Source organism: Nocardioides pyridinolyticus, from assembly GCF_054653575.1.
The window spans coordinates 94,718-114,560 of record NZ_BAAIFY010000001.1; the positions used below are offsets into that span (position 1 = coordinate 94,718).

19 protein-coding genes and 1 pseudogene are annotated in these 19,843 nt (G+C 71.6%); 6 read left to right on the plus strand and 14 right to left on the minus strand.

From position 1 onward, the window contains the following. Window positions 1-38 precede the first annotated feature (38 nt). The 11 genes from ACYQ0U_RS00555 to ACYQ0U_RS00605 form a co-directional block, all read right to left on the minus strand. Window positions 39-2,573, minus strand: coding sequence for a bifunctional FO biosynthesis protein CofGH (locus ACYQ0U_RS00555; RefSeq protein ID WP_459968285.1), 2,535 nt, complete (start codon window positions 2,571-2,573; stop codon window positions 39-41). A gap of 2 nt (window positions 2,574-2,575) precedes the next feature. After that, complete coding sequence (locus ACYQ0U_RS00560; RefSeq protein ID WP_459968287.1) at window positions 2,576-4,732, minus strand: MMPL family transporter; 2,157 nt, start codon at window positions 4,730-4,732, stop codon at window positions 2,576-2,578. Between the two features lie 185 nt (window positions 4,733-4,917). Continuing rightward, window positions 4,918-5,391 carry a hypothetical protein gene (locus ACYQ0U_RS00565; RefSeq protein ID WP_459968841.1) on the minus strand — a complete coding sequence of 158 codons (474 nt, stop codon included), beginning with the start codon at window positions 5,389-5,391 and terminating at the stop codon, window positions 4,918-4,920. Further along, complete coding sequence (locus tag ACYQ0U_RS00570) at window positions 5,319-6,179, minus strand: AMP-binding protein (protein ID WP_459968289.1); 861 nt, start codon at window positions 6,177-6,179, stop codon at window positions 5,319-5,321. The genes ACYQ0U_RS00565 and ACYQ0U_RS00570 overlap by 73 nt, the downstream gene beginning before the upstream one ends. A 176-nt stretch (window positions 6,180-6,355) precedes the next feature. Further along, a complete protein-coding gene (locus tag ACYQ0U_RS00575) occupies window positions 6,356-7,507 on the minus strand; it encodes an acyl-CoA dehydrogenase family protein (protein WP_459968291.1) in 1,152 nt (383 codons plus the stop codon). Then, entirely contained in the window at window positions 7,507-8,541 is a 1,035-nt protein-coding gene (locus ACYQ0U_RS00580; RefSeq protein ID WP_459968293.1) for an LLM class F420-dependent oxidoreductase, read from the minus strand. The genes ACYQ0U_RS00575 and ACYQ0U_RS00580 overlap by 1 nt, the downstream gene beginning before the upstream one ends. Before the next feature lie 67 nt (window positions 8,542-8,608). Beyond that, window positions 8,609-8,791: a hypothetical protein gene (locus ACYQ0U_RS00585; RefSeq protein WP_459968295.1), complete on the minus strand. Its 183-nt coding sequence runs from the start codon at window positions 8,789-8,791 to the stop codon at window positions 8,609-8,611. A gap of 197 nt (window positions 8,792-8,988) precedes the next feature. Further along, window positions 8,989-10,731, minus strand: a complete 1,743-nt coding sequence (locus ACYQ0U_RS00590; RefSeq protein ID WP_459968297.1) for an ABC transporter ATP-binding protein — start codon at window positions 10,729-10,731, stop codon at window positions 8,989-8,991. Further along, window positions 10,728-12,461: an ABC transporter ATP-binding protein gene (locus tag ACYQ0U_RS00595; RefSeq protein WP_459968299.1), complete on the minus strand. Its 1,734-nt coding sequence runs from the start codon at window positions 12,459-12,461 to the stop codon at window positions 10,728-10,730. Before ACYQ0U_RS00595 ends, ACYQ0U_RS00590 begins: the two co-directional genes overlap by 4 nt. Window positions 12,462-12,519: 58 nt before the next feature. Then, window positions 12,520-12,987, minus strand: coding sequence for a DUF6328 family protein (locus tag ACYQ0U_RS00600; RefSeq protein WP_459968301.1), 468 nt, complete (start codon window positions 12,985-12,987; stop codon window positions 12,520-12,522). Then, entirely contained in the window at window positions 12,984-13,529 is a 546-nt protein-coding gene (locus ACYQ0U_RS00605; protein WP_459968303.1) for a YbaK/EbsC family protein, read from the minus strand. The genes ACYQ0U_RS00600 and ACYQ0U_RS00605 overlap by 4 nt, the downstream gene beginning before the upstream one ends. Before the next feature lie 73 nt (window positions 13,530-13,602). Between ACYQ0U_RS00605 and ACYQ0U_RS00610 the strand changes: the two are divergent. Beyond that, window positions 13,603-13,698 (plus strand): annotated as a pseudogene (locus tag ACYQ0U_RS00610) (glycerophosphodiester phosphodiesterase family protein); the annotation flags it as partial. A gap of 42 nt (window positions 13,699-13,740) precedes the next feature. Here the strand turns inward: ACYQ0U_RS00610 and ACYQ0U_RS00615 are convergent. The 3 genes from ACYQ0U_RS00615 to ACYQ0U_RS00625 are packed head-to-tail and all read right to left on the minus strand — an operon-like array spanning window position 13,741 to window position 15,460. Further along, the gene (locus ACYQ0U_RS00615; RefSeq protein WP_459968305.1) at window positions 13,741-13,938 is read right to left on the minus strand and encodes a PspC domain-containing protein; all 198 of its coding nucleotides are present in this window, start codon (window positions 13,936-13,938) and stop codon (window positions 13,741-13,743) included. After that, window positions 13,935-14,234 carry a hypothetical protein gene (locus ACYQ0U_RS00620; RefSeq protein WP_459968307.1) on the minus strand — a complete coding sequence of 100 codons (300 nt, stop codon included), beginning with the start codon at window positions 14,232-14,234 and terminating at the stop codon, window positions 13,935-13,937. Before ACYQ0U_RS00620 ends, ACYQ0U_RS00615 begins: the two co-directional genes overlap by 4 nt. Then, on the minus strand, window positions 14,231-15,460 hold the full coding sequence (locus tag ACYQ0U_RS00625; protein ID WP_459968309.1) for a PspC domain-containing protein: 1,230 nt from the start codon (window positions 15,458-15,460) through the stop codon (window positions 14,231-14,233). The genes ACYQ0U_RS00620 and ACYQ0U_RS00625 overlap by 4 nt, the downstream gene beginning before the upstream one ends. A 143-nt stretch (window positions 15,461-15,603) precedes the next feature. Here ACYQ0U_RS00625 and ACYQ0U_RS00630 point away from each other — a divergent pair, with 143 nt between their 5' ends. From ACYQ0U_RS00630 to ACYQ0U_RS00650, 5 genes are all read left to right on the plus strand, one after another. Next, window positions 15,604-16,896: an ATP-binding protein gene (locus ACYQ0U_RS00630; RefSeq protein WP_459968311.1), complete on the plus strand. Its 1,293-nt coding sequence runs from the start codon at window positions 15,604-15,606 to the stop codon at window positions 16,894-16,896. Then, window positions 16,889-17,569, plus strand: coding sequence for a LuxR C-terminal-related transcriptional regulator (locus ACYQ0U_RS00635; protein WP_459968313.1), 681 nt, complete (start codon window positions 16,889-16,891; stop codon window positions 17,567-17,569). Before ACYQ0U_RS00630 ends, ACYQ0U_RS00635 begins: the two co-directional genes overlap by 8 nt. Before the next feature lie 37 nt (window positions 17,570-17,606). After that, window positions 17,607-19,022 carry an APC family permease gene (locus ACYQ0U_RS00640; protein ID WP_459968315.1) on the plus strand — a complete coding sequence of 472 codons (1,416 nt, stop codon included), beginning with the start codon at window positions 17,607-17,609 and terminating at the stop codon, window positions 19,020-19,022. A 23-nt stretch (window positions 19,023-19,045) separates the two neighbouring features. Next, the gene (locus ACYQ0U_RS00645; RefSeq protein ID WP_459968317.1) at window positions 19,046-19,402 is read left to right on the plus strand and encodes a hypothetical protein; all 357 of its coding nucleotides are present in this window, start codon (window positions 19,046-19,048) and stop codon (window positions 19,400-19,402) included. A 198-nt stretch (window positions 19,403-19,600) separates the two neighbouring features. Next, window positions 19,601-19,834: a hypothetical protein gene (locus ACYQ0U_RS00650; protein WP_459968319.1), complete on the plus strand. Its 234-nt coding sequence runs from the start codon at window positions 19,601-19,603 to the stop codon at window positions 19,832-19,834. The last annotated feature ends 9 nt before the right edge of the window (window positions 19,835-19,843 follow it).

The window sequence follows — 19,843 nt, forward strand, 5'->3', positions numbered from 1 at the left end:
GACGGTGCCCGATCATCGGGCGGGGTAGTCCTGTCGGGTCAGCGGCGGGCGTAGGTGGTGGTGCGTTCGATGACGGGGCGGCCGATGCCGGCGCCGATGTCGACGAGCTCGGCAACGGTCTTGGCGGAGCCGTGCTCGGAGCCGGCCATGCGGGAGATGGTCTCCTCCATGAGGGTGCCGCCGACGTCGTTGGCGCCGGCTTGGAGCATGGCGCGGGTGCCGTCGACGCCGAGCTTGACCCAGGAGGTCTGGATGTTGGGGATCCGGCCGTGGAGCAGGATGCGGGCCAGGGCGTGGACGGCGAGGTTGTCGCGCAGGGTGGGGCCGGGGCGGGCGACGCCGGCGAGGTAGATCGGGGCGGAGGTGTGCACGAACGGCAGCGGCACGAACTCGGTGAACCCCCCGGTCCCGGCTTCGGTGGCGGCGTCCTGGATGCGGGCGAGGACGCGGAGGTGGCCGACCCAGTGGCGCGGGTTGTCGACGTGGCCGTACATCATGGTGGAGGTGGTGGGGATGCCGACGCGGTGCGCGGTGGAGACGACCTCGATCCAGGTCCGCGCGGGGAGCTTGCCCTTGGTCAGGACCCAGCGGACCTCGTCGTCGAGGATCTCCGCCGCGGTGCCCGGCAGCGACCCGAGGCCGGCCTCGCGGGCCTTGATGAGGAAGTCCTCGATCGACAGGCCGGTGCGGGCGGTGCCGTTGACGACCTCCATGGGGGAGAAGGCGTGCACGTGCATGGCCGGCACCCGCTGCTTGACCGCGGTGACGAGGTCGAAGTAGGCGGTCGCGGGGAGCTCGGGGTCGATGCCGCCCTGCATGCAGACCTCGGTGGCCCCCAGCTCCCACGCCTCGGCGGCGCGGTCGGCGACCTCGTCGAGGGAGAGGGAGTAGGCGTCGGCGTCGGTGCGGCGCTGGGCGAACGCGCAGAACCGGCAGCCGACGTAGCAGACGTTGGTGAAGTTGATGTTGCGGTTGACCACGTAGGTGACCTCGTCGCCGACGGTCTCGCGGCGCAGGTCGTCGGCCAGCCGGCAGACCTGCTCGAGCAGCGGGCCCTCGGCGGTCATCAGCGTGTACGCGTGCTCGTCCGACAGGTTCCCCGGATCCCGCTCGGCGGCGGCCATGGCCTCGCGGCCCTCGGCGTGCAGGACGGCCGGGGCGCCCTCGATCAGCTGGGTGCTGGACGCGGCGTCCTTCACCGAGTCCCAGTCGCCGTACACGTTGGCGAAGTCCGAGCGCCGGTCCTCGGTACGGCCCTCGGTGTCGACGGCCGCGAACAGATCGGTACGGCCCACGCTCGCGAAGCCGCCGTCGGGCTCCTGCCACGGCAGGCCGGCCGGCTTGACCCCATCACGGGCGAGCCCGGCGTCCGGACCGTCATGGATGGCGAGCGCGGCGACGTGCGCGGACACGCGGGGGTCGAGCCAGGGCTCGCCGGCGCGGACGTACTCGGGGTGCACGGTCAGCCGGGGCTTCAGCTCGAAGCCGCACCGGGCGGTGATGTCGCGCAGCCGGTCCAGCGAGGGCCAGGGGCGCTCGGGGTTCACGTGGTCCGGGGTGAGCGGCGAGACGCCGCCCCAGTCGTCCACCCCGGCACCCAGCAGGAGCCGGCACTCCTCGAGGTCGACCAGGTTCGGGGGCGCCTGGATCCGGGCCTTGGGGCCCAGCACGATCCGGGTGACCGCGATCGCGGCGCGGTACTCCGCCAGGCCCAGGTCACCGGCGTGCCGCATCGCGGTGTCGGGCTTGGCGCGGAAGTTCTGGACGATGACCTCCTGCACGGCGCCGTAGGCCTTGATCGTGGCGCGCAGCGCGAAGATCGTCTCCGCCCGCTCGACCAGGTCCTCGCCGATGCCGACCAGGAGGCCGGTGGTGAACGGGATCGACAGGCGGCCGGCGTCCTCGAGCACCCGCAGCCGGACCTGCGGGTCCTTGTCCGGGGACCCGAAGTGCGCCTCGCCCCGGGTCTCGAACAGCCGCCGCGAGGTGGTCTCCAGCATCATCCCCATCGAGGGGGCGACCGGCTTGAGCCGGTTCATCTCCTCCCACGACATCACTCCGGGGTTCAGGTGGGGCAGCAGCCCGGTCTCCTCCAGCACCCGCACCGCCATCGCCCGGACATAGGCCAGCGTGGAGTCATACCCCTGCTCGTCCAGCCACGCCCGCGCCTGCGGCCACCGGTCCTCGGGCCGGTCCCCGAGCGTGAACAGCGCCTCCAGGCAGCCCAGCTCCGCCCCCTGTGCTGCGATCTGGAGGATCTCGTCGGGGGACAGGTACGGCGCCCGCCCCTCCCGCGCCGCCTGACCCGGTGTCTCCACGAACGTGCAGTAGTGGCACCGGTCGCGACACAACCGAGTGACCGGGATGAACACCTTCGGGGAGTAGGTCACCACCCCGGGACGCCCGGCGGCCACCAGACCCGCGTCGCGGACCCGCGCCGCGGCCGCACACAACCGGTCCAGATCGTCCCCGGACGCAGCGAGCAGGGCCGCCGCCTCGACCACGTCGAGGGCGGCGCCCCGCTCGGCACGGGCCAGCGCCCGACGTACCTGCTGAGGGGTGGGCTGCTCCACCCCTAGAGGCTAACCGGGACCTGCTTCTCCTCCGCGCTGGGCTCCGACGGCTGGACCGGAGGATGGCGGTCGAGCGCGCTCGGCCACCAGATCCTGCCGCCGAGGTCGAGGTTGATCGCGGTGACCAGGACCGAGCGGACGATCAGCGTGTCGAGCAGGACACCGAGCGCCACGGCCACGCCGAGCTCCACCAGGAACACGAACGGCAGCGTCGCCAGCACGAGGAACGTCGCCGCCAGGACCAACCCGGCTGAGGTGATCACCCCGCCCGTCGACGAGAGGGCGATCAGGGAGCCCTTGCGGGTCCCGTGCTGGGCCGTCTCCTCCCGGACGCGGGTCATCAGGAAGATGTTGTAGTCCACCCCGAGCGCGACCAGGAACACGAACGCGAACAAGGGGAAGCCCGCATCCGCTCCGGCGAAGTCGAAGACGTAGGTGAAGATCAACGACGACAACCCGAGCGCGGCACCGAAGGACAGGATCACGGTGGCGATCAGGATCAGCGGTGCGGTCAGCGCCCGGAGGAGTACCACCAGGATGGCCAGGACGACCAGGAGGACGAGGGGGATGACCACCAGGTTGTCGCGCTGCGACGCCGTCTTGGTGTCGAGGTAGAACGCCGCCCCACCTCCGACGAGGGCGTCCGCTCCGTCGATGGCGTGGACGCTGGACCGCGCCGTCCCGACGACGTCGAAGGCCGGCTCGGACGCGAGGTCGTACTTGATCGGAACCTGGAAGTAGCTGCGACCGTCGCTGATCGGCACGGGGTCGGTGGGCTGGCCGAGCCCCTCGATGTCGGCGACCGCCTCCTGGACGTCGGCGAGGTGGCCGTCGTCGGTCACCACCTGGATGGTGTTGGACGTGTCGGCGAGGTCGTGCTCGGCGAGCAGCTTCTGGGCCGTGACCGAGTCGAGGGTCTCCGTGAAGCTGTCCTCGGTGGACAGGCCGTTCGCGTCCAGCTTGAACATGCCCAGGCAGGCGATCGCCAGGATCACGGCGGTGCCGACCCAGACCGCGCGCGGCCGCACGCCGATCCGATCGCCGATGCGCGCCCAGAAGCCCGTCTGGGTCGGCTCCGGCGAGCCGAACACCGGTCGGGCCGGCCAGAAGATCCACCGGCCGAAGATCACCAGCAGGGCGGGCAGCAGCGTGACCATCACGAGCAGGGTCACGCCGACGCCGACGGCCAGGACCGGGCCGAGGCTGGCCGTCGAGTTGAGATCGGCGAAGGCCAGGCACATCAGGCCGACGACGACGGTCGCGGCGCTCGCGATGATCGCCGGCGCTGCGCGGTGCAGCGCGAACGCCATCGCCTCGTGGCGGTCCTCATGGCGGCGGAGCTCCTCGCGGTAGCGAGCCACCAGCAGCAGGGCGTAGTCGGTGCCGGCGCCGATCACGAGGATGCTCAGGATGTACTGACTCTGGTCGTTGACGACCAGCCCGACGTACTTCGCCAAGAGGTAGACCACCCCGCCCGCCATCGTGCTGGCGACACCCGCGCACGCGATCGGGAGCATCCAGAGGACGGGGCTGCGGTAGGTGATGAGCAGGATCAGGATGACCACGGCGAACGTCATCAGCAGCAGCGTGACGTGCGAGCCGTCGAAGGAGCTGATGAAGTCGTAGGCCTGGCCGCCGAACCCGCCGACGTAGACGTCGACGCCGTCCATCGCCGTGATGTCCTTGATCCGGTCGACGGGCTGCTCGATCTTGTTCCAGCCGTCCTTGCCCAGGTTGAACGTGAAGTAGAGGTAGGCCACCTCGCCGTCCTCGGACAGCAGCGTCGGGACGTTCTGGCCCTGAGCCTGGAGCGCGGCCGCGCCGTTGGGCGTCAGCACGCCGGCTTCGGTGACTCCATCGATCCGGCTGATCTCCTCGCCCTGCGCGTCGATCGCGGCGAGGTCGTCGTCGGTGAGGCCGCCCGAGCGGTGGTAGGCCACCAGCGTCGGGATCTCGTTGGGGTCGACCTCGCCGGAGAGCTCGTCGGCGACCCGGGTCGACTCCGCGGAGGACGGCACCCACGAGGACTGCTCGTTGTTCTTCACGTCCGCGAGCTTGGATCCGAGGATCGACATCAGCGCAGTGAGCGCGAGCACGACGACCAGGACGATCCATTTGCTGATCCGGCCGGTGAGCCTGCCGGCGATCTGGATGTGCATGAGGGGACTCTCTCAGTGAGCGGGGGCAGCGGGCATCGGGGTTCTCCCCTAGTCCGACCGCTTCCGAGGGTGGAAGTCATCGGACACTCGTAGGTCGAACGGGGAAGACCGCGATCGACACGCAACCACCACAACAGGTCAGAACCTGACCGCAGCGTCGAGCCGGCACGCTCGCTTGCTCGGGCTCAGCCGTAGAGGCGGTCCACCACGTCGGCGTACTTGGAGTTCACGACCCGGCGCTTGAGCTTCAGCGTCGGGGTCAGCTCCTCGGACTCCGCGGTCCACTCCACCGGCAGCAGCTCGAAGGCCTTGATCTGCTCGGGGCGCGAGAGCCGCTCGTTCGCTGACTCGACCGCCGCCTGGGCCATCGCCAGGATCTGCGGGTGCTGGGCGAGCTCGGCCAGGTCGGTCCCCTCGATGCCCATCTGCTGGGCCACCAGCGGCGCGATCTCGCCGTCGAGCGTGAGCACCGCGACGACGTACGGCCGGCTGTCGCCGATCGCCATGGCGTGGCCGATGATCGGCGACTCCTTGAGGTGGTTCTCGATGTTCGACGGCGCGATGTTCTTGCCGGCCGAGGTGATGATCAGCTCCTTCTTGCGGTCGACGATCGCGAAGAACCCGTCCTCGTCGGGCCGTTGGCGATGACGGCGCCGCAGGTCTCGGTCATGCCGTAGACGTCGTAGACCTTGAGGCCGAGCCCGGCCATGAACTGGGCGACGTCGAGCGGCATCGGCGCGGCCGCGGAGCCGGCCCAGGTCACCTGGTCCAGGCCGAGCAGCAGCTTGAGGAACCCGAGGATCTGCTCGTCGGCCTTCCGGTAGGCCTCCTCGATCTCCGGCGTCATCGTGCCGCCGACCTCCTGCGCCTGCACCCAGGCCAGGGAGGCGGCCATCGAGTCCTCGACCATCTTCCGGTTGGCCGGGTCGGGGTCGGCCGCGAGCTTCGCGGAGATGCCGGTCTTGATCTTCTCCCACACCCGCGGGACGCCGAAGAACGCCGTCGGGTGCACCTCTCCGAGCGCGCCGAGCAGCTCGGCCGGGTCGCCGATCGCGTACATGTGGCTGCCGGTGATCTGGGGGCCGTAGAGGCCGAGCACCCGCTCGGCGATGTGCGCGAGCGGCAGGTAGCTCACCGAGCGCTGGGGGTCCATCAGCCCGGCCTTCTCCTGGGTGGAGACGGCCTCGTAGAGCACGTTGCGGTGCGTCAGCACGACGCCCTTGGGGCTCCCGGTCATGCCCGAGGTGTAGAGGATCGTCGCCGGGGCGTCCGGCGCGAGGGACGCGGCCCGCTCCTCGACGGCGCCCGGGTTCGCCTCGCGGTACGCCGCCCCGGCGGCCACCAGCGCCTCCCAGTCCTCGTCGATCATCACGACCTTGCGGATGCTGTCGACCTCCTCGAGCGCCTTCGCCCAGCGCGCCCGGTGGTCCGCGGTCTCGAGGACCACGATCGTCGGCGCGCTCGCGGGTCTCCGCCCACGTCGACGTGCGCCAGGACTCGCCCTCGGGGACGTGGTGGCGGTCGGAGTACGCCGGCTGGTCGGCGTGCGCACGAGCGGTGTCGGCGAGCGCGTCGACGAGGGTGCGCCCCTCGACCAGCGCCTGGATGCGGTCACGCCCGTTGCTAGATCCCGAGGCTGCGGCCGATGATCTCCTTCTGGATCTCGGTCGTGCCGCCGTAGATGGTCTGGATCCGGCCGTCCACGAACGCCTTCGCGATCGGGTACTCCATCATGTAGCCGTAGCCGCCGTGGAGCTGCACGCCCGCGTCCGTGACCTGCTTCTGGAGCTCGGTGGTCCACCACTTCGCCATCGCGGCGAGGGTGGCGTCGACCTCGCCGGCGTTGAGCTTGAGGATGCAGTCGTTGACGAAGACCCGGGCCACGTGGGCGTGCGTCGCCATCTCGGCCAGCACGAAGCGGTTGTGCTGGAACGAGCCGATCGGCCTGCCGAAGGCCTGCCGCTCCTTGGCGTAGGCGAGCGACAGATCGAGGATGTGCTCGATCGCGGCCACCGCCATCGCGGCGATCGAGATCCGCTCCTGCGGCAGGTTCATCATCAGCGAGATGAAGCCGGAGCCCTCCTCGCCCAGCAGGTTGTCCTTGGGCACCTCGACGTTGTCGAAGAACAGCTCCGCGGTGTCCTGGGCCTTCATGCCGACCTTGTCGAGGTTGCGGCCGCGCTCGAAGCCCTTCATGCCCCGCTCGACCACGAGCAGCGAGATGCCCTTGTGGCCGGCGTCGGGGTCGGTCCGGCAGACCACGATCACCAGGTCGGACAGGATCCCGTTGCTGATGAAGGTCTTGGAGCCGTTCAGCACGTAGTGATCGCCCTTGTCGACCGCGTGCGTGCGAACGCCCTGGAGGTCCGAGCCGGCACCCGGCTCCGTCATCGCGATCGACGAGATCAGCTCACCGCTCGCCAGGCCGGGGAGCCAGCGCTGCTTCTGCTCCGGCGTCGCGAGCTGGGAGATGTAGGGGACGATGATGTCGGTGTGCACCGGGAAGCCAGGGCCGCTCGCGCCGACCCGGGCCATCTCCTCGGCGACGATCGTGTTGTAGCGGAAGTCCTTGACCCCGGCGCCGCCGTACTCCTCGTCGACGTCGAAGCACAGCAGCCCCGCCTCGCCGGCCTTGAGCCACACGTCGCGGCTGACCTGCCCGTCCTGCTCCCACTGCTCGTGGTGCGGGACGACCTCCTTCTCCATGAAGGTCCGCACGCTCTGGCGGAAGTCCTCGTGCTCCTGCTCGTAGATGCTCGGGCGCTGGAGGGCCATCAGGACACCCACTCCTTGATCTGGGAGATGGTCGCGGCCGGGTCGTCGGACGCGGGCACGACGGACAGGGTGGTGACGCCGGCCTCCTTGAAGGCGGCCAGCCGCTCCTTGACGTAGGACTCGGGGCCGACCAGGTTGCCGGCCTCGAGCCACTCGGTGGGGACCTTGGCCGCGGCCTCGTCCTTCTTGCCGGCGAGGTAGAGGTCCTGGATCTCCTTGGCCTCCGCCTCGTAGCCGTACTGGCAGGCGAGGTCGTTGTAGAAGTTCTTCCCGCGAGCGCCCATGCCGCCGACGTAGAGCGCGTACATCGGGCGCGCGAAGTCCAGCAGGGCCTTGGTCTCGGGGCCCTCCCCGATCGCGACCATGCCGCCGGCACTGATCTCGAGCGGGCCGAGGTCGGCCGAGCGCTTCGCGGCGCCCTTGGCCAGGGCGTCGCCCCAGACGGCCTTGGCCTTCTCGGGGTAGAAGAGGTGCGGCAGCCAGCCGTCGGCGACCTCGGCGGTCATCGCGACGTTCTTGTCACCGAGGGCGGCGACCCACAGCGGGACGTCCGGCCGCTCGACCTTGGTGAGGATCTTGAGCGGCTTGCCGAGTCCGAGACCCTGGTCCGCGGGGAGCGGCAGCGTGATGATGCCGTCGTGGACCAGTGGCTCCCGCCGCAGCCCCATCCGGATGATCTCGATGACCTCCCGGGTGCGCCCCAGCGGCTTCTCGTAGGGCAGGCCGTGGAAGCCCTCGATCACCTGCGGGCCGGACGCGCCGAGGCCGATGACCGCGCGGCCGCCGGAGACGTTGTCGAGGCCGGCCGCGGTCTGGAGCAGCGCGCCCGGCGTCCGGGAGAACACGTTGAGGATGCCCGCGCCGATCTCGATGGTCTCGGTCTTCGCGGCGAGGTAGCCCATGAGCGTGGGGGAGTCGAACCCGTACGCCTCGGCGACCCAGACCAGGTCGAGCCCGGCCTTCTCGAGGTCGACGATCTGGTCGGCGGCCTGACGGGGGTTGCCGTCGTACATCAGGGGCATCGAGAGCTTCATTGTGACAGCATAACTGTCACGGTCGCTCCGGGGTCAACGGGATGTGATCTCCACGATGCGGCCTCGCTCAGCGGGCGCGGGTCGAGTAGTGGATGGTCTGCGCCCGGATCAGGCCGTCCTCCACGACGCCCTCGGCGGACAGCAGGCGCACGTCGGGGGCGTAGTTCTCCACCAGATCGCGCTCGAGGTCGCCGACCTGCCGGTAGTGCAGGTGCGACTCGATGACGCCGCGGGTGCTCCTGCTGGACATGCGAGATCCTCCCCGTTGCCGCACCGGTATCCGCCGCGGCCGGTTCGATGCGCGAAGGGCGCTTCGTTGCCGATTCATCACGGTAGGCAGATGAGTTCGCACTCCCGTGCCGGGCCCACCGAGGGAAGTGTCGGTTCGCCTGCCTACCGTGATGAATCGGCGCGGTCACGGTTCGCGCGCCACCACCGTCGCCGACCTCAGCCGCGTCCGTGCCAGCTGTCCCAGAGGGCGGCGTAGGACCCGCCGGCCCGGACCAGCTCGTCGTGGGAGCCGAGCTCGGAGATCGTGCCGTCCTCGACGACCGCGACCCGGTCGGCGTCGTGCGCCGAGAACAGCCGGTGGGCGATCGCGATGACCGTCCGGCCCTCGAGCACGGCGGCCAGCGACCGCTCCAGATGGCGGGCCGCCCGCGGGTCGATGAGCGAGGTGGCCTCGTCGAGGACCAGCGCGTGCGGGTCGGCCAGCACCAGGCGGGCGAGCGCGACCTGTTGGGCCTGGGCGGCGCTCAGCGCGCGACCGCCGGAGCCGACCTCGGTGTCCAGGCCGTCCGGCAGCGCCTCGACCCAGTCGAGGGCGTCGACGGCCGCGAGCGCGCCGCGGATGTCGGCGTCGGCCGAGCCCGGCCGGGCGAGCGCGAGGTTGTCGCGCAGCGTGCCCGCGAAGACGTGGTGCTCCTGGGTGACCAGGGCGACGTGGCCGCGCAGGTCGTCCAGCGGCAGCTCGGTGAGGCCGACGCCGCCGACGGTGACCGATCCGGTGCGCGGCGGATGGATGCCGGCGAGCAGCCGGCCGAGCGTGGACTTGCCGGCGCCGGACGGGCCGACCATGGCGATCCGCTCGCCGACCCCGACGGACAGGTCGACGCCGTGGAGGACGTCGCGGCCCTCGACGTAGGAGAACCGGACGTCGGCGGCGTCGATCTTCTCGCCGTCCGGCTCGCGCCCGGACACCTCGCGGTCGTCGGGCACCTGGCCGACCCCGAGCAGGCGGGCGAGCGACGCGGCACCGAGCTGGAGCTCGTCGAGGATCGAGACGATCCGGTCCACCGGGTCGATCAGCATCTGCACGTAGAGCGTCGCGGTCGTGACCGCACCGAGGCTGACCTCGCCCTGCGTGTAGAGGTAGCCGCCGAACAGCAGCGTCGCGACCGTCGGGACCAGGTAGGAGACCTCCATGCTCGGGAAGAAGACCGTGCGCAGGTAGAGCGTGTAGCGCTCGGCCCGGTACGACGCGGAGATGTCGTCGTCGATCGCGGCGACCCGCTCCTGGCCGAGGCCGAGCGCCTCGACGGTGCGGGCGCCCTCGACGGTCTCGGTCAGCGTCGCGTTGATCTGGGAGTAGGTGGCGCTCTCGCGGAGGTAGCCGTCCTTGGCCCGCCGGAGGTACCAGCGCAGCCCGATGACGAGCGGCGGTACGCCGAGCAGGCAGGGGAGTGCGACCCACCACCCGACCGAGATGGCGGCCACGAGCGTGACGACCGCGCTGATGACGGCGATGGTCCACTCGGGCAGCGCCATCCGCACCGACCAGCCGAGCTGGTCGACGTCGCGGCTGGTGCGCGTGAGGAGGTCGCCGGACCCGGCCGCCTCGACGGTGCCGACCGGCAGCGCGAGGGTGTTGTCGACGAAGTCCTCGCGGAGCTCGGCCAGCACCTGCTCGCCGAGCACCTGGCTGACGTAGCGGGCGAACCGGGTGAGCACGGTCTGCACGAGCAGGAAGCCCGCGAGCAGCGCGATGATCCGGTCGACGTGGTCGACGGTCGTGCCGTCCTCGACGGCCTGGACGAGGTCGCCGATCAGGCGCGGCGCGGCGAGGGCCGCGAGGGCGGCCGCGACGTGCAGCCCGACCGCGCCCCAGAGCATCCTCGGGTGCCGCTTGGCGAGCTGCACGGCGTACCGCCGGACGGCACGGCCGTCGGCGACGGGCAGGTGGGTGCTCACCGGGCGACCTCGCTCACCGACAGCTCCTGCTCGGACCCGCGGGTGACCACGCGGCGGTAGTCGGCGTCGGACCTCAGCAGCTCCGCGTGCGTGCCGGTCGCGACGACGCGCCCGTCGCGCAGGAACGCGACGACGTCCGCCGCGTCCAGCATCAGCGGGCTCGTGGTGGTGACGACCGTCGTGCGGCCGGTCCGGTGCCGGTGCAGGCGGCTGGCGATCCGGGCCTCGGTGTGGGCGTCGACCGCGGAGGTCGGCTCAACCAGGACCAGGATCTCCGGGTCCGCGGCGAGGGCGCGGGCGAGCACGAGGCGCTGGCGCTGGCCGCCCGAGAAGCTGCGGCCGCGCTCGGCGACCACCGTGTCCAGCCCCTCGGGGAGCGCGTCGAGGATGTCGCCGGCGGACGCGGTGTCGAGCGCGCCGCCGACGTCGCCGCGGCCCGTCACGTCGAGTCGGTCACCGAGGCGGCCCGAGAACAGCATCGCGGCCGTGTCGGACACGACGATGCGGCTGCGGACCTCGAGCGGCGAGAGGGCGGGCAGCGGGACGCCGCCGAGCGTGACCTCGTCGTCGACCGGCGCGTGCGTCATGCCGAGCCGGTCCGCGAGCTCGGCCGACTCGTCGGGCTGCTCGCTGACGATCGCGGTGAGGAAACCCGGGCGCACCTGGAGACCGGTGCGCGCGTCCGCGAGCGGGGCGCCCGACGCGGGCGACGCGGCCGGGCGCTCCGGCTCGGCCACCTCGGGTTCGAGCGCGAGCACCCGGCAGACGCGGGCGGCCGCGACCCGGGCGCGGATGAACTTGTTCGCGTACTCGGTCGCCGTGCGCAGCGGGATCATCAGGAACGCCGAGTAGCCGTAGAACGCGACCAGCTCGCCGGGGCTGATCTCGCCCCGCACGGCGTACCGCGCGCCGATCCAGACCACGATCACCACGAACAGGCCGGGCAAAAACACCTGGAGCGCGTCGAGCACCGACTGGAGGCGCGCTACGCGGACGCCGGCGCGGCGGGTGGTCTGCGACTGCTCGGTGTACCGGTCGTGGAAGACCTGCTCTCCGCCGATGCCGCGCAGCACCCGCAGGCCGCCGACGATGTCGCTGGCGGTGTTCGACAGCCGGCCCATGAGATGCCGCTGGTGGGCGGCGCGCTTCTGGAGCGGGCCCAGGATCGGGACGACACCCAGCATCAGCAGGGGTACGCCGATCAGCACGACCAGGCCCAGGGTGACCGAGGTCTGGAGCAGGATCACGGACACCAGGAAGAACGAGACGATCGCGCCGGCGAAGCGGGCGGAGACGTCCATGACCTGGCCGATGTGCGACAGGTCGCTGGTGCCGATCGCGACGACCTCGCCGGTCGAGACCTTGCGCGGAAGCGTGCCGCCCAGGCGCGTGGTCTGGCGCCCGACCAGCTGGACGACCCGGTAGGCCGCGACCAGCCAGTTGGTGACCGCGAACCGGTGCCGCATGATCCCGCTGACCGCCTGCACGAGGCCGATGCCGAGCAGCACCAGGGCCCACCTCAACAGCTCGTCGGTGTCCTTCGCGGCGATGCCGCGGTCGATCGCGCGGCCGATCACGGCGGGCATGACGGCCTGGGCGCTCATCCAGACGATGCCGAAGGCCATGCCCCCGGCCAGCGTCCGCCACTGACCCTTGGCCAACCACCAGAGGAACCGCCCGGGGGACCGGTGATCGGCGGTCCCGGGGTGGTCGAGGGGCAGGCGCAGCACCCTCCCACGCTAAGGATCAGCGCGTTTGGAGAGCGAATCGTTTTCGCGGTGAGCAGCGTCACCCACGGTCGGCGGCGAGGCTGCGCGGCAGCACCAGCAGGAGCACTATCAGCACCGCGGCGATGCCGCCGGCCGCGACGGCCGCCCAGGTGCGGCCGACCACCACGTCGAAGATCAGCATCACCATGCCCGCGACCAGCAGCGCGATGCAGGTGATCACGCCGTAGACGAGCCGGTGCGCCGACTGCACGACCCGCTCCTTGACGTGGCTACCGGTCAGACGGCGGTGGATGGCCACCGGCCCCATCACCAGGGCCGTGGTGAGCGCGGCGAGCAGCACGAGCGCGAGGTAGAGGCCGATCTGGAACCGGTCGAGGTCCTCGAAGGTCTCCTGGAACGGCAGCGTGAGCAGGAAGCCGGCCGTCAGCTGGGCGCCGGTCTGCATGACGCGGAGCTCCTGGAGCAGGTCGTTCCACTTGCGGTCGAGCCGCTCCTCCTCGGTCTCGTCGCGACCGTCGTCGCTCATGTCGCCAGTCCTTCCACCACCTCGGCGCCGGGCAGGTCCCCGGCGAGGGCGCCGGGGAGGAGCAGCTTGGAACGACGCACCCCGGAGCCGATCACCGCCACGCCGATGTCGAGGACGCGGGTGTCGACCAGCAGCCGCCAGTCCGCCGGCAGGCCGACCGGCGTGATGCCGCCGTACTCCATGCCGGAGAGCTCCACGGCGCGGTCCGTCGAGAGGAACGACGCCTTGCGGACGTCGAGCGTGCGCTTGACCAGGTTGTTGACGTCGGCGCGGGTGTCGGCGCGGACCAGGCACGCGGCCACTCGCTCGGCACCATCGCGCCTGCCGCCGACCACCACGCAGTTGGCGCCGGTGTCCATGCCGAGCCCGTAGGCCTCGGCCATCGCGGCGGTGTCGGCGATCGCGGGGTCGATCTCCACGACGCCGACCCGGTCGGCGTGCGGCCAGGCCTCGAGGGCGGCCAGCACGGGCGGGGCGAGCAGGTCGGGACGGTCCAGCGCGGGGACCGTGGTGATGCGTCCCAGAGAGGGCGTGCTGGTCATGGCCGTCATCCTGTCACCCACCGTTCATGTCGCCCCCCGCAACCAGGACACAGTGCCCGCGTGTGCTGGTGGCATGCCCGAGAGGATCGTGATCGCCCACCGCGGGGCGTCCGGCCACCGGCCCGAGCACACCCTGGCGTCGTACCGCCTCGCCATCGCGCTGGGCGCCGACTACGTCGAGCGCAGACACGACCTCGGAGGCCTGTCGCCTTCACGCCTCCGGCATCAGGATCCACGCGGCCACGTAGGCGACCAGCGCGGCGCCGAAGCTGAACACCAGCGCGACGACCGCGGCGACGCGGACGAGCGCGACGTTCACGCCGAGGTAGTCGGCCAGCCCGGAGCACACGCCCGCGACCATGCGGTCGTCGCGTCGGCGTACCAGGTTCTTCAGGCGCGGGTCGTTCATCGGGGGTCCTCCTCGATCGTGGTGATGGTGGTGTCGGTGGCGCCCGTGGGCTCCACCCAGCCGCCCTGGCGGGTGGACCACTTGCGGCTGCCGGTCAGCGCCAGTGCCAGCAGGCCGCCCAGGCCGGCGAGCACCCACGGGACCGGCAGCAGCCAGCGGACGTCGGAGCCGGTCACCAGGTCGGTCTGGATCAGGGCCCAGACGCCGACGATCGCGAGGAAGGCGATGCCCATCACCAGGTGCCCGACGTTCACGGGGTGGCGGCCGGACTGCTTCTCTTGCGTGGTGCTGCTCATCGGTGCGTCACCTCGATCTCGCCCACGCCGAGCTCGATGTCCAGCGTGATGGTGGGGTCGCCGGGCGAGCCGACGGTCTGCTGGTCCCGGACGTCGATGCCGTCGCGCTCGTTGCCGAACAGCCGGATCCCGCCGACGCCGTGGATCCGGGCGTCGACGATCGCGCGGACGCCCTCGGGAAGCGTGATGTCGATGGCGCCGAGGTCGGCGTCGACGGTGATGCGGCGGCCGTCGAGGTTCTCCAGGTCGGAGACCTGCGAGAGGTCGATGCGCTGCTCACCCACGCCCAGGGAGTAGGAGGAGTCGACCTCGGCCGCGGTCGCCGGCCGCTCGGTCACGGTGTCGGGGTCGACCTCGTGCGCGGCCGTCGCGCCGGCCAGGCCGATCGTCGCCGCCAGGCCGAGGGCGATGATGCCGCCGGCGCGACCGAAGAAGGCCCCGACCACGAGCATCAGCCCGCAGATGCCGACCGCCAGGGCCGGGTACGCCGGATCGGCGACCGGGGCGCCGGCCACGTCGGCGATCCCCAGGACGCCCACGCCGAGCGCGATCAGCGCCAGCGTGAACCAGAACAGCACCGGGCCGCGCTTGCGCGGGTTCGGCTGCCGGACGTAGGACTGGAACGGCTGCACCGGCTGCGTGTAGTAGGGCTGCGTGGAGCTCGGCTGCGTGTAGCTCGGCTGGGGGACCGGGGCGGGCCCCGTCGGCTGGCCGACCCACCCGGTGGCCTGCTGGCCGACCAGCGGCGTGGAGGGCTGGCCCGGGACCGGCGGAGTCGAGGTCTGGTTGTTGCGGGTCAGCAGCCACAGCGCGACGAGCGCGACGATCGCCACCGGCCACGGGAACCAGAAGGCGCCCCACGAGTCGCCGACCAGCGCCAGCGCGGCGAGGACGCCGACGATCACCAGCGCGATCGAGCGGGACCGCTCGTCGAGGTTGAACGGCGCCTTGTCGTCGCCGTCCTCGGGGACGAGCAGCCAGCAGGCGCCGTACACGATCAGGCCGGCGCCGCCGAAGAACGCGAGCACCACGAACGCGACCCGCAGGATGAGCGGGTCCACGTCCAGGTGTCGCGCCAGGCCGCCGGCGACGCCCGCGACCTTGCGGTCGGTGCGAGATCGGCGCAGGCGGCCGAGGTCGCGGGCCTGGTCCCCGGTCACCCGGGGACCGGTGTCACCGGCGGCGGGCGGGGGCGGCGGAGGTGCTTCGGGCGGTGTGCTGGTCATGGTTCGAGCCTGACGGTCGGGGAGCCCCCGGACCATCGGGGACGTCCCTGATCATGCACCGGGGGAGACCCCCACCGGTCAGGGTGGGACCGGGGTCGGCCCTCATGGTGAGGGGGCTCTCGCTGTGTGACGATTGGGCCACGATGAGCAGCACCCACACCACCGCCGAGGCCGCGGTCCCGCTCGGCGGGCGGCGCGCCACCCGCGACACCCAGGAGCCGATCTTCGGCGGCGTGGCCTCCGGCCTCGCCAAGCACCTCGCGGTGCCGGTGCTGTGGGTGCGTGCGGGCTTCGTGCTGGGCACGTTCCTCGGCGGCGCCGGGGTCGTCCTGTACGCCGCCCTGTGGGCGATGCTGCCGTCGGACTCGAAGTTCGAGACCAGCGCGCCGGGCCTCGAGAGCGCCTCTCGCGGCGGCCGCCGCCCGGGCCGGATGCGCCGGCTGACCGACATCGGCCCGGCAGTCGCGCTGGCCGCCCTCGGCTTCGGCGCGATCCTGCTGCTCGAGGCGGTCTTCGGCCGCGGGGCGATCTTCTGGCCGCTGCTGATCGCGCTGGTCGGCATCGGCCTGCTCTGGCGTCAGGCCGACGAGGCGCAGCGCGAGCGGTGGCTCGACCAGACCGGGCGGGTCGACCCCGTGCGGGTCGTGTTCGGCCACGGGGGCTGGGCGTCGTACGCCCGGGTCGGCGCCGGCGTCGGCCTCATCATCCTGGCGGTCCTGCTGTGGTCGATCCACGGCGGCTCGCTGTCGATGGCGCGCGACGTGGTCGCCGCGTCGGTGTTGGCGATCATCGGGCTGGCGATCGTCGTCGGCCCCTGGGTCTACCGGCTGGCCTCCGACCTCAGCGACGAGCGCGCCGAGCGGGTGCGCACCCAGGAGCGCGCCGACGTCGCCGCCCACCTGCACGACTCCGTGCTCCAGACGCTCGCGCTGATCCAGAAGAACGCCGACGACGCCCCGGCCGTCGCCCGCCTCGCCCGCGCCCAGGAGCGCGACCTGCGGGCATGGCTCTACTCGGGTGAGTCGACCGACGAAAGCACCATCGCCAGCGCCCTGCGTGGCGTCGCGGCGCGGGTCGAGGACGAGTACGGCGTCTCGGTGGACGTCGTCACCGTCGGCGACTGCGCGTTCGACGAGCACCTGCGGGCGCTGGTCAACGCGACCGGTGAGGCGGTCACCAACGCCGCCAAGCACGCCGGCACCGGCCGCGTGGACGTGTACGCCGAGATCGCCGACGCCGCGGTCGACGTGTTCGTGCGCGACCGGGGCCGCGGGTTCGACCCGGCGTCCGTGCCGGCCGACCGCTACGGCGTACGCCGCAGCATCGTGGACCGGATGACCCGGCACGGCGGCACCGCCGAGGTGCGGTCCGTGCCCGGAGAGGGGACCGAGGTGCGCCTGCACCTGTCCCGGGAGCAGGAGGAGAGCCATGAGTGACGCCCACCCCGCGACGGGCCCGGTGACGGTCGTCGTCGTCGACGACCACGCGATGTTCCGCCGTGGTGTCCGCGCGGAGCTCGAGAGCGCGGGCCGCGGGGTGGTCGAGGTGCTCGCGGAGGCCGCGGACGTCGACGAGGCCATCGCCGTCGTCACCGCGCACCGGCCGGCCGTCGTGCTCCTCGACGTGCACCTGCCCGGCGGCGGGGGCGTCGAGGTGATGCGGCGAGTGACCGGCTCGGCCGCGTCGCCCGACACCCGCTACCTCGCGCTGTCGGTCTCCGACGCCGCCGAGGACGTCATCGGCACCATCCGGGGCGGGGCCCGCGGCTACGTCACCAAGACGATCACCGGGCCCGAGCTGGTCCAGGCGATCCAGCGGGTCGCCGAGGGCGACGCGGTGTTCTCCCCGCGCCTGGCCGGCTTCGTGCTCGACGCCTTCTCCGGCACCATCGAGGTCGCCGCCGTCGACGAGGACCTCGACCGCCTCACCGAGCGCGAGCGCGAGGTGATGCGGCTGATCGCCCGCGGCTACGCCTACAAGGAGGTCGCCAAGGAGCTGTTCATCTCGATCAAGACCGTCGAGACCCACATGTCCAGCGTCCTGCGCAAGCTCCAGCTCTCCTCGCGCCACGAACTCACCCGCTGGGCCTCCGACCGCCGGCTGCTCTAGCGGTTTTCGCGTTCACCCCGACGGGTACGTCGCTCGCGTGACTGCGACCGACGAACGCCCCCACCAGGGGCAGGCCGGGCTGAAGCGCTCGATCACCAACCCACAGCTCTTCTTCTACACGCTGGGCGACGTGCTGGGCTCGGGCATCTACGTGCTCATCGGCTTCGTGGCCGCGGCCGTCGGCGGAGCGTTCTGGATCGCCTTCGCGGTCGGCGTCACCATCGCGGCGATCACGGGCAGCGCCTACGCCGAGCTCGCGACGAAGTATCCCCGCGCCGCCGGTGCGGCGCTCTACGTCAACAAGGCGTTCGGCAACAAGGTGCTGACCTTCCTGGTCACGATCTCGTTCCTGTCGGCGAGCTTCGCGGCCGCCGGGTCCCTGGCCAGCGGCTTCGCGACGTACTTCGCCGAGCTGTTCTCGTCGCCGCCGGCCCTGCTCGTGACGCTGGCGTTCCTCGGGGTCCTGGCGATCGTGAACTTCATCGGCATCACCGAGTCGGTCGTCGTCAACATGCTGATGACCTTCGTCGAGATCGCGGGCCTCGCGATCATCCTGCTCTGCGGCATCGTCTACATCGCCGAGGGCAACGCCCACTTCGGCACGCTGGTCGAGTTCACCGCTGACGGCAACCCGGTGCTGGCGATCCTCGCCGGTGTGTCGCTCTCGTTCTTCGCGATGACCGGCTTCGAGAACACCGCGAACGTCGCGGAGGAGACCGTCGACCCGCACAAGGGATTCCCGCGCTCGATGATCGGCGGCATGATCGTCGCCGGCGTCGTCTACGTCCTGGTCTCGATCTCGGCGGCACTGACCGTGGACACCAGCACCCTGGCCGACTCGCCGGCCGCGCTGCTCGAGGTCGTGGAGAAGGGCATCCTGCCGGTCTCGACCGGGCTGATGAGCACCGTCTTCGCGGTCATCGCGATGGTCGCGATCACCAACACCACGCTGGTCGTCGTCACCACCCAGCCGCGCATCCTCTACGGCATGGCCAACGAGGACGTGGTGCCCGGCGTCTTCAAGCGGCTGCACCACGCGCGCCGCAGCCCGTGGGTCGGGCTGCTGTTCAGCAGTGCTGTCGTGACCGGCCTGCTGGTGATCGGCTCGGTCATCACCTCGGCCGGTGGCAGCATCGACCTGGTCGGCCGGCTCGCCACCGTCACGGTGGTGTTCCTGCTCGCGATCTACGCCCTCGTGATCGTCACGGCGCTCAAGCTGCGCGGCCAGGACGAGCACGAGAAGACCTTCCGCGCGAACACGCCCCTCCTCTACGTCGGCCTCGTCGGCAACCTGGCCATCCTGGCCTGGACCGTCTACGACGACCCGACCTCGCTGCTCTGGTGCGCGGGCCTGATCGCGGTCGGCGTGGTGCTGTTCGTGATCGAGTACTTCCTCGGCAGCCAGGACCGGCCGGCGGGCGCCGAGCGGGGAGACCCGAGCCTCGAGGCCTGATCGTGCCTCACTAGGCTTCGGGCATGGACGTCCTGCGCCAGATCCTGCTCGTGCTCCACCTGCTCGGCTTCGCGGCCCTCTTCGGCGGCCTGCTCGTCCAGGCGCGCAGCCCGGAGAAGTCCGTCAACGCGCTGATGCGCGACGGCATCGGCACGGCGTTCGTCGCCGGCCTGCTGCTCGTGGGTGTCCTGGAGTCGGGCGACGGCGACGTCAACCACGCCAAGGTCGCGGTCAAGGGCGTGATCGGGCTCGTGGTGCTCGTGCTGATCATGGCCAACATCCGCAAGCCGCAGATCTCGAAGGGTCTCTGGGCGCTGCTGCTGGCGCTGACCGTGGCGAACGTCTTCGTCGCGGTCCTCTGGTCCTCGGCCCACGCCTGACCGCTCCCCGGGCCCACCGGGCGGCACCGAGAGCGGCGTCGACGCCGCCGGGGTCGTCCAGCGCATCACCGCGGTGCTCGACGGCACGGCCGAGCCGGCGCCATTCTCGGAGATGCGGCAGCAGCCCGAGGGCGCCGGGGCCCTGTCCCTGATCGCCACGCCGTTCACGGTGCCGCGGAGGACGCGGTCGAGAGGCAGATGCTCCCGCCGAACCTGTTCGAGAACAGCGCGGAGATCCTCAACGTGCTGGCCGCACCGATCGGCGAGGCCTCCGGCGAGCACCAGCGACTGCTGGAGACCTACGCCCCGAGCGACCCGGTGCCGCCGCAGGTGCAGGCCTACGGCGCCACCCTCGGGTCCCGCGAGGACGTCGAGGTCGACATCTCCGGCTACGGGCGCAGCGGGCTGTCGGTGGTGGTGGTCCACGGCTGACCGGGCCGG

Bases quoted from the DNA above. Each gene is read 5' to 3' on its own strand.
- ACYQ0U_RS00600 (WP_459968301.1), bottom strand. From the start codon at position 12,987: ATGAGCGACGACGGTCGCGACGAGACCGAGGAGGAGCGGCTCGACCGC.
- ACYQ0U_RS00635 (WP_459968313.1), top strand. From the start codon at position 16,889: ATGAGTGACGCCCACCCCGCGACGGGCCCGGTGACGGTCGTCGTCGTC.
- ACYQ0U_RS00560 (WP_459968287.1), bottom strand. From the start codon at position 4,732: ATGCACATCCAGATCGCCGGCAGGCTCACCGGCCGGATCAGCAAATGG.
- ACYQ0U_RS00585 (WP_459968295.1), bottom strand. From the start codon at position 8,791: ATGTCCAGCAGGAGCACCCGCGGCGTCATCGAGTCGCACCTGCACTAC.
- ACYQ0U_RS00625 (WP_459968309.1), bottom strand. From the start codon at position 15,460: ATGACCAGCACACCGCCCGAAGCACCTCCGCCGCCCCCGCCCGCCGCC.
- ACYQ0U_RS00615 (WP_459968305.1), bottom strand. From the start codon at position 13,938: ATGAACGACCCGCGCCTGAAGAACCTGGTACGCCGACGCGACGACCGC.
- ACYQ0U_RS00580 (WP_459968293.1), bottom strand. From the start codon at position 8,541: ATGAAGCTCTCGATGCCCCTGATGTACGACGGCAACCCCCGTCAGGCC.
- ACYQ0U_RS00620 (WP_459968307.1), bottom strand. From the start codon at position 14,234: ATGAGCAGCACCACGCAAGAGAAGCAGTCCGGCCGCCACCCCGTGAAC.
- ACYQ0U_RS00650 (WP_459968319.1), top strand. From the start codon at position 19,601: ATGCTCCCGCCGAACCTGTTCGAGAACAGCGCGGAGATCCTCAACGTG.
- ACYQ0U_RS00575 (WP_459968291.1), bottom strand. From the start codon at position 7,507: ATGGCCCTCCAGCGCCCGAGCATCTACGAGCAGGAGCACGAGGACTTC.
- ACYQ0U_RS00645 (WP_459968317.1), top strand. From the start codon at position 19,046: ATGGACGTCCTGCGCCAGATCCTGCTCGTGCTCCACCTGCTCGGCTTC.
- ACYQ0U_RS00630 (WP_459968311.1), top strand. From the start codon at position 15,604: ATGAGCAGCACCCACACCACCGCCGAGGCCGCGGTCCCGCTCGGCGGG.
- ACYQ0U_RS00605 (WP_459968303.1), bottom strand. From the start codon at position 13,529: ATGACCAGCACGCCCTCTCTGGGACGCATCACCACGGTCCCCGCGCTG.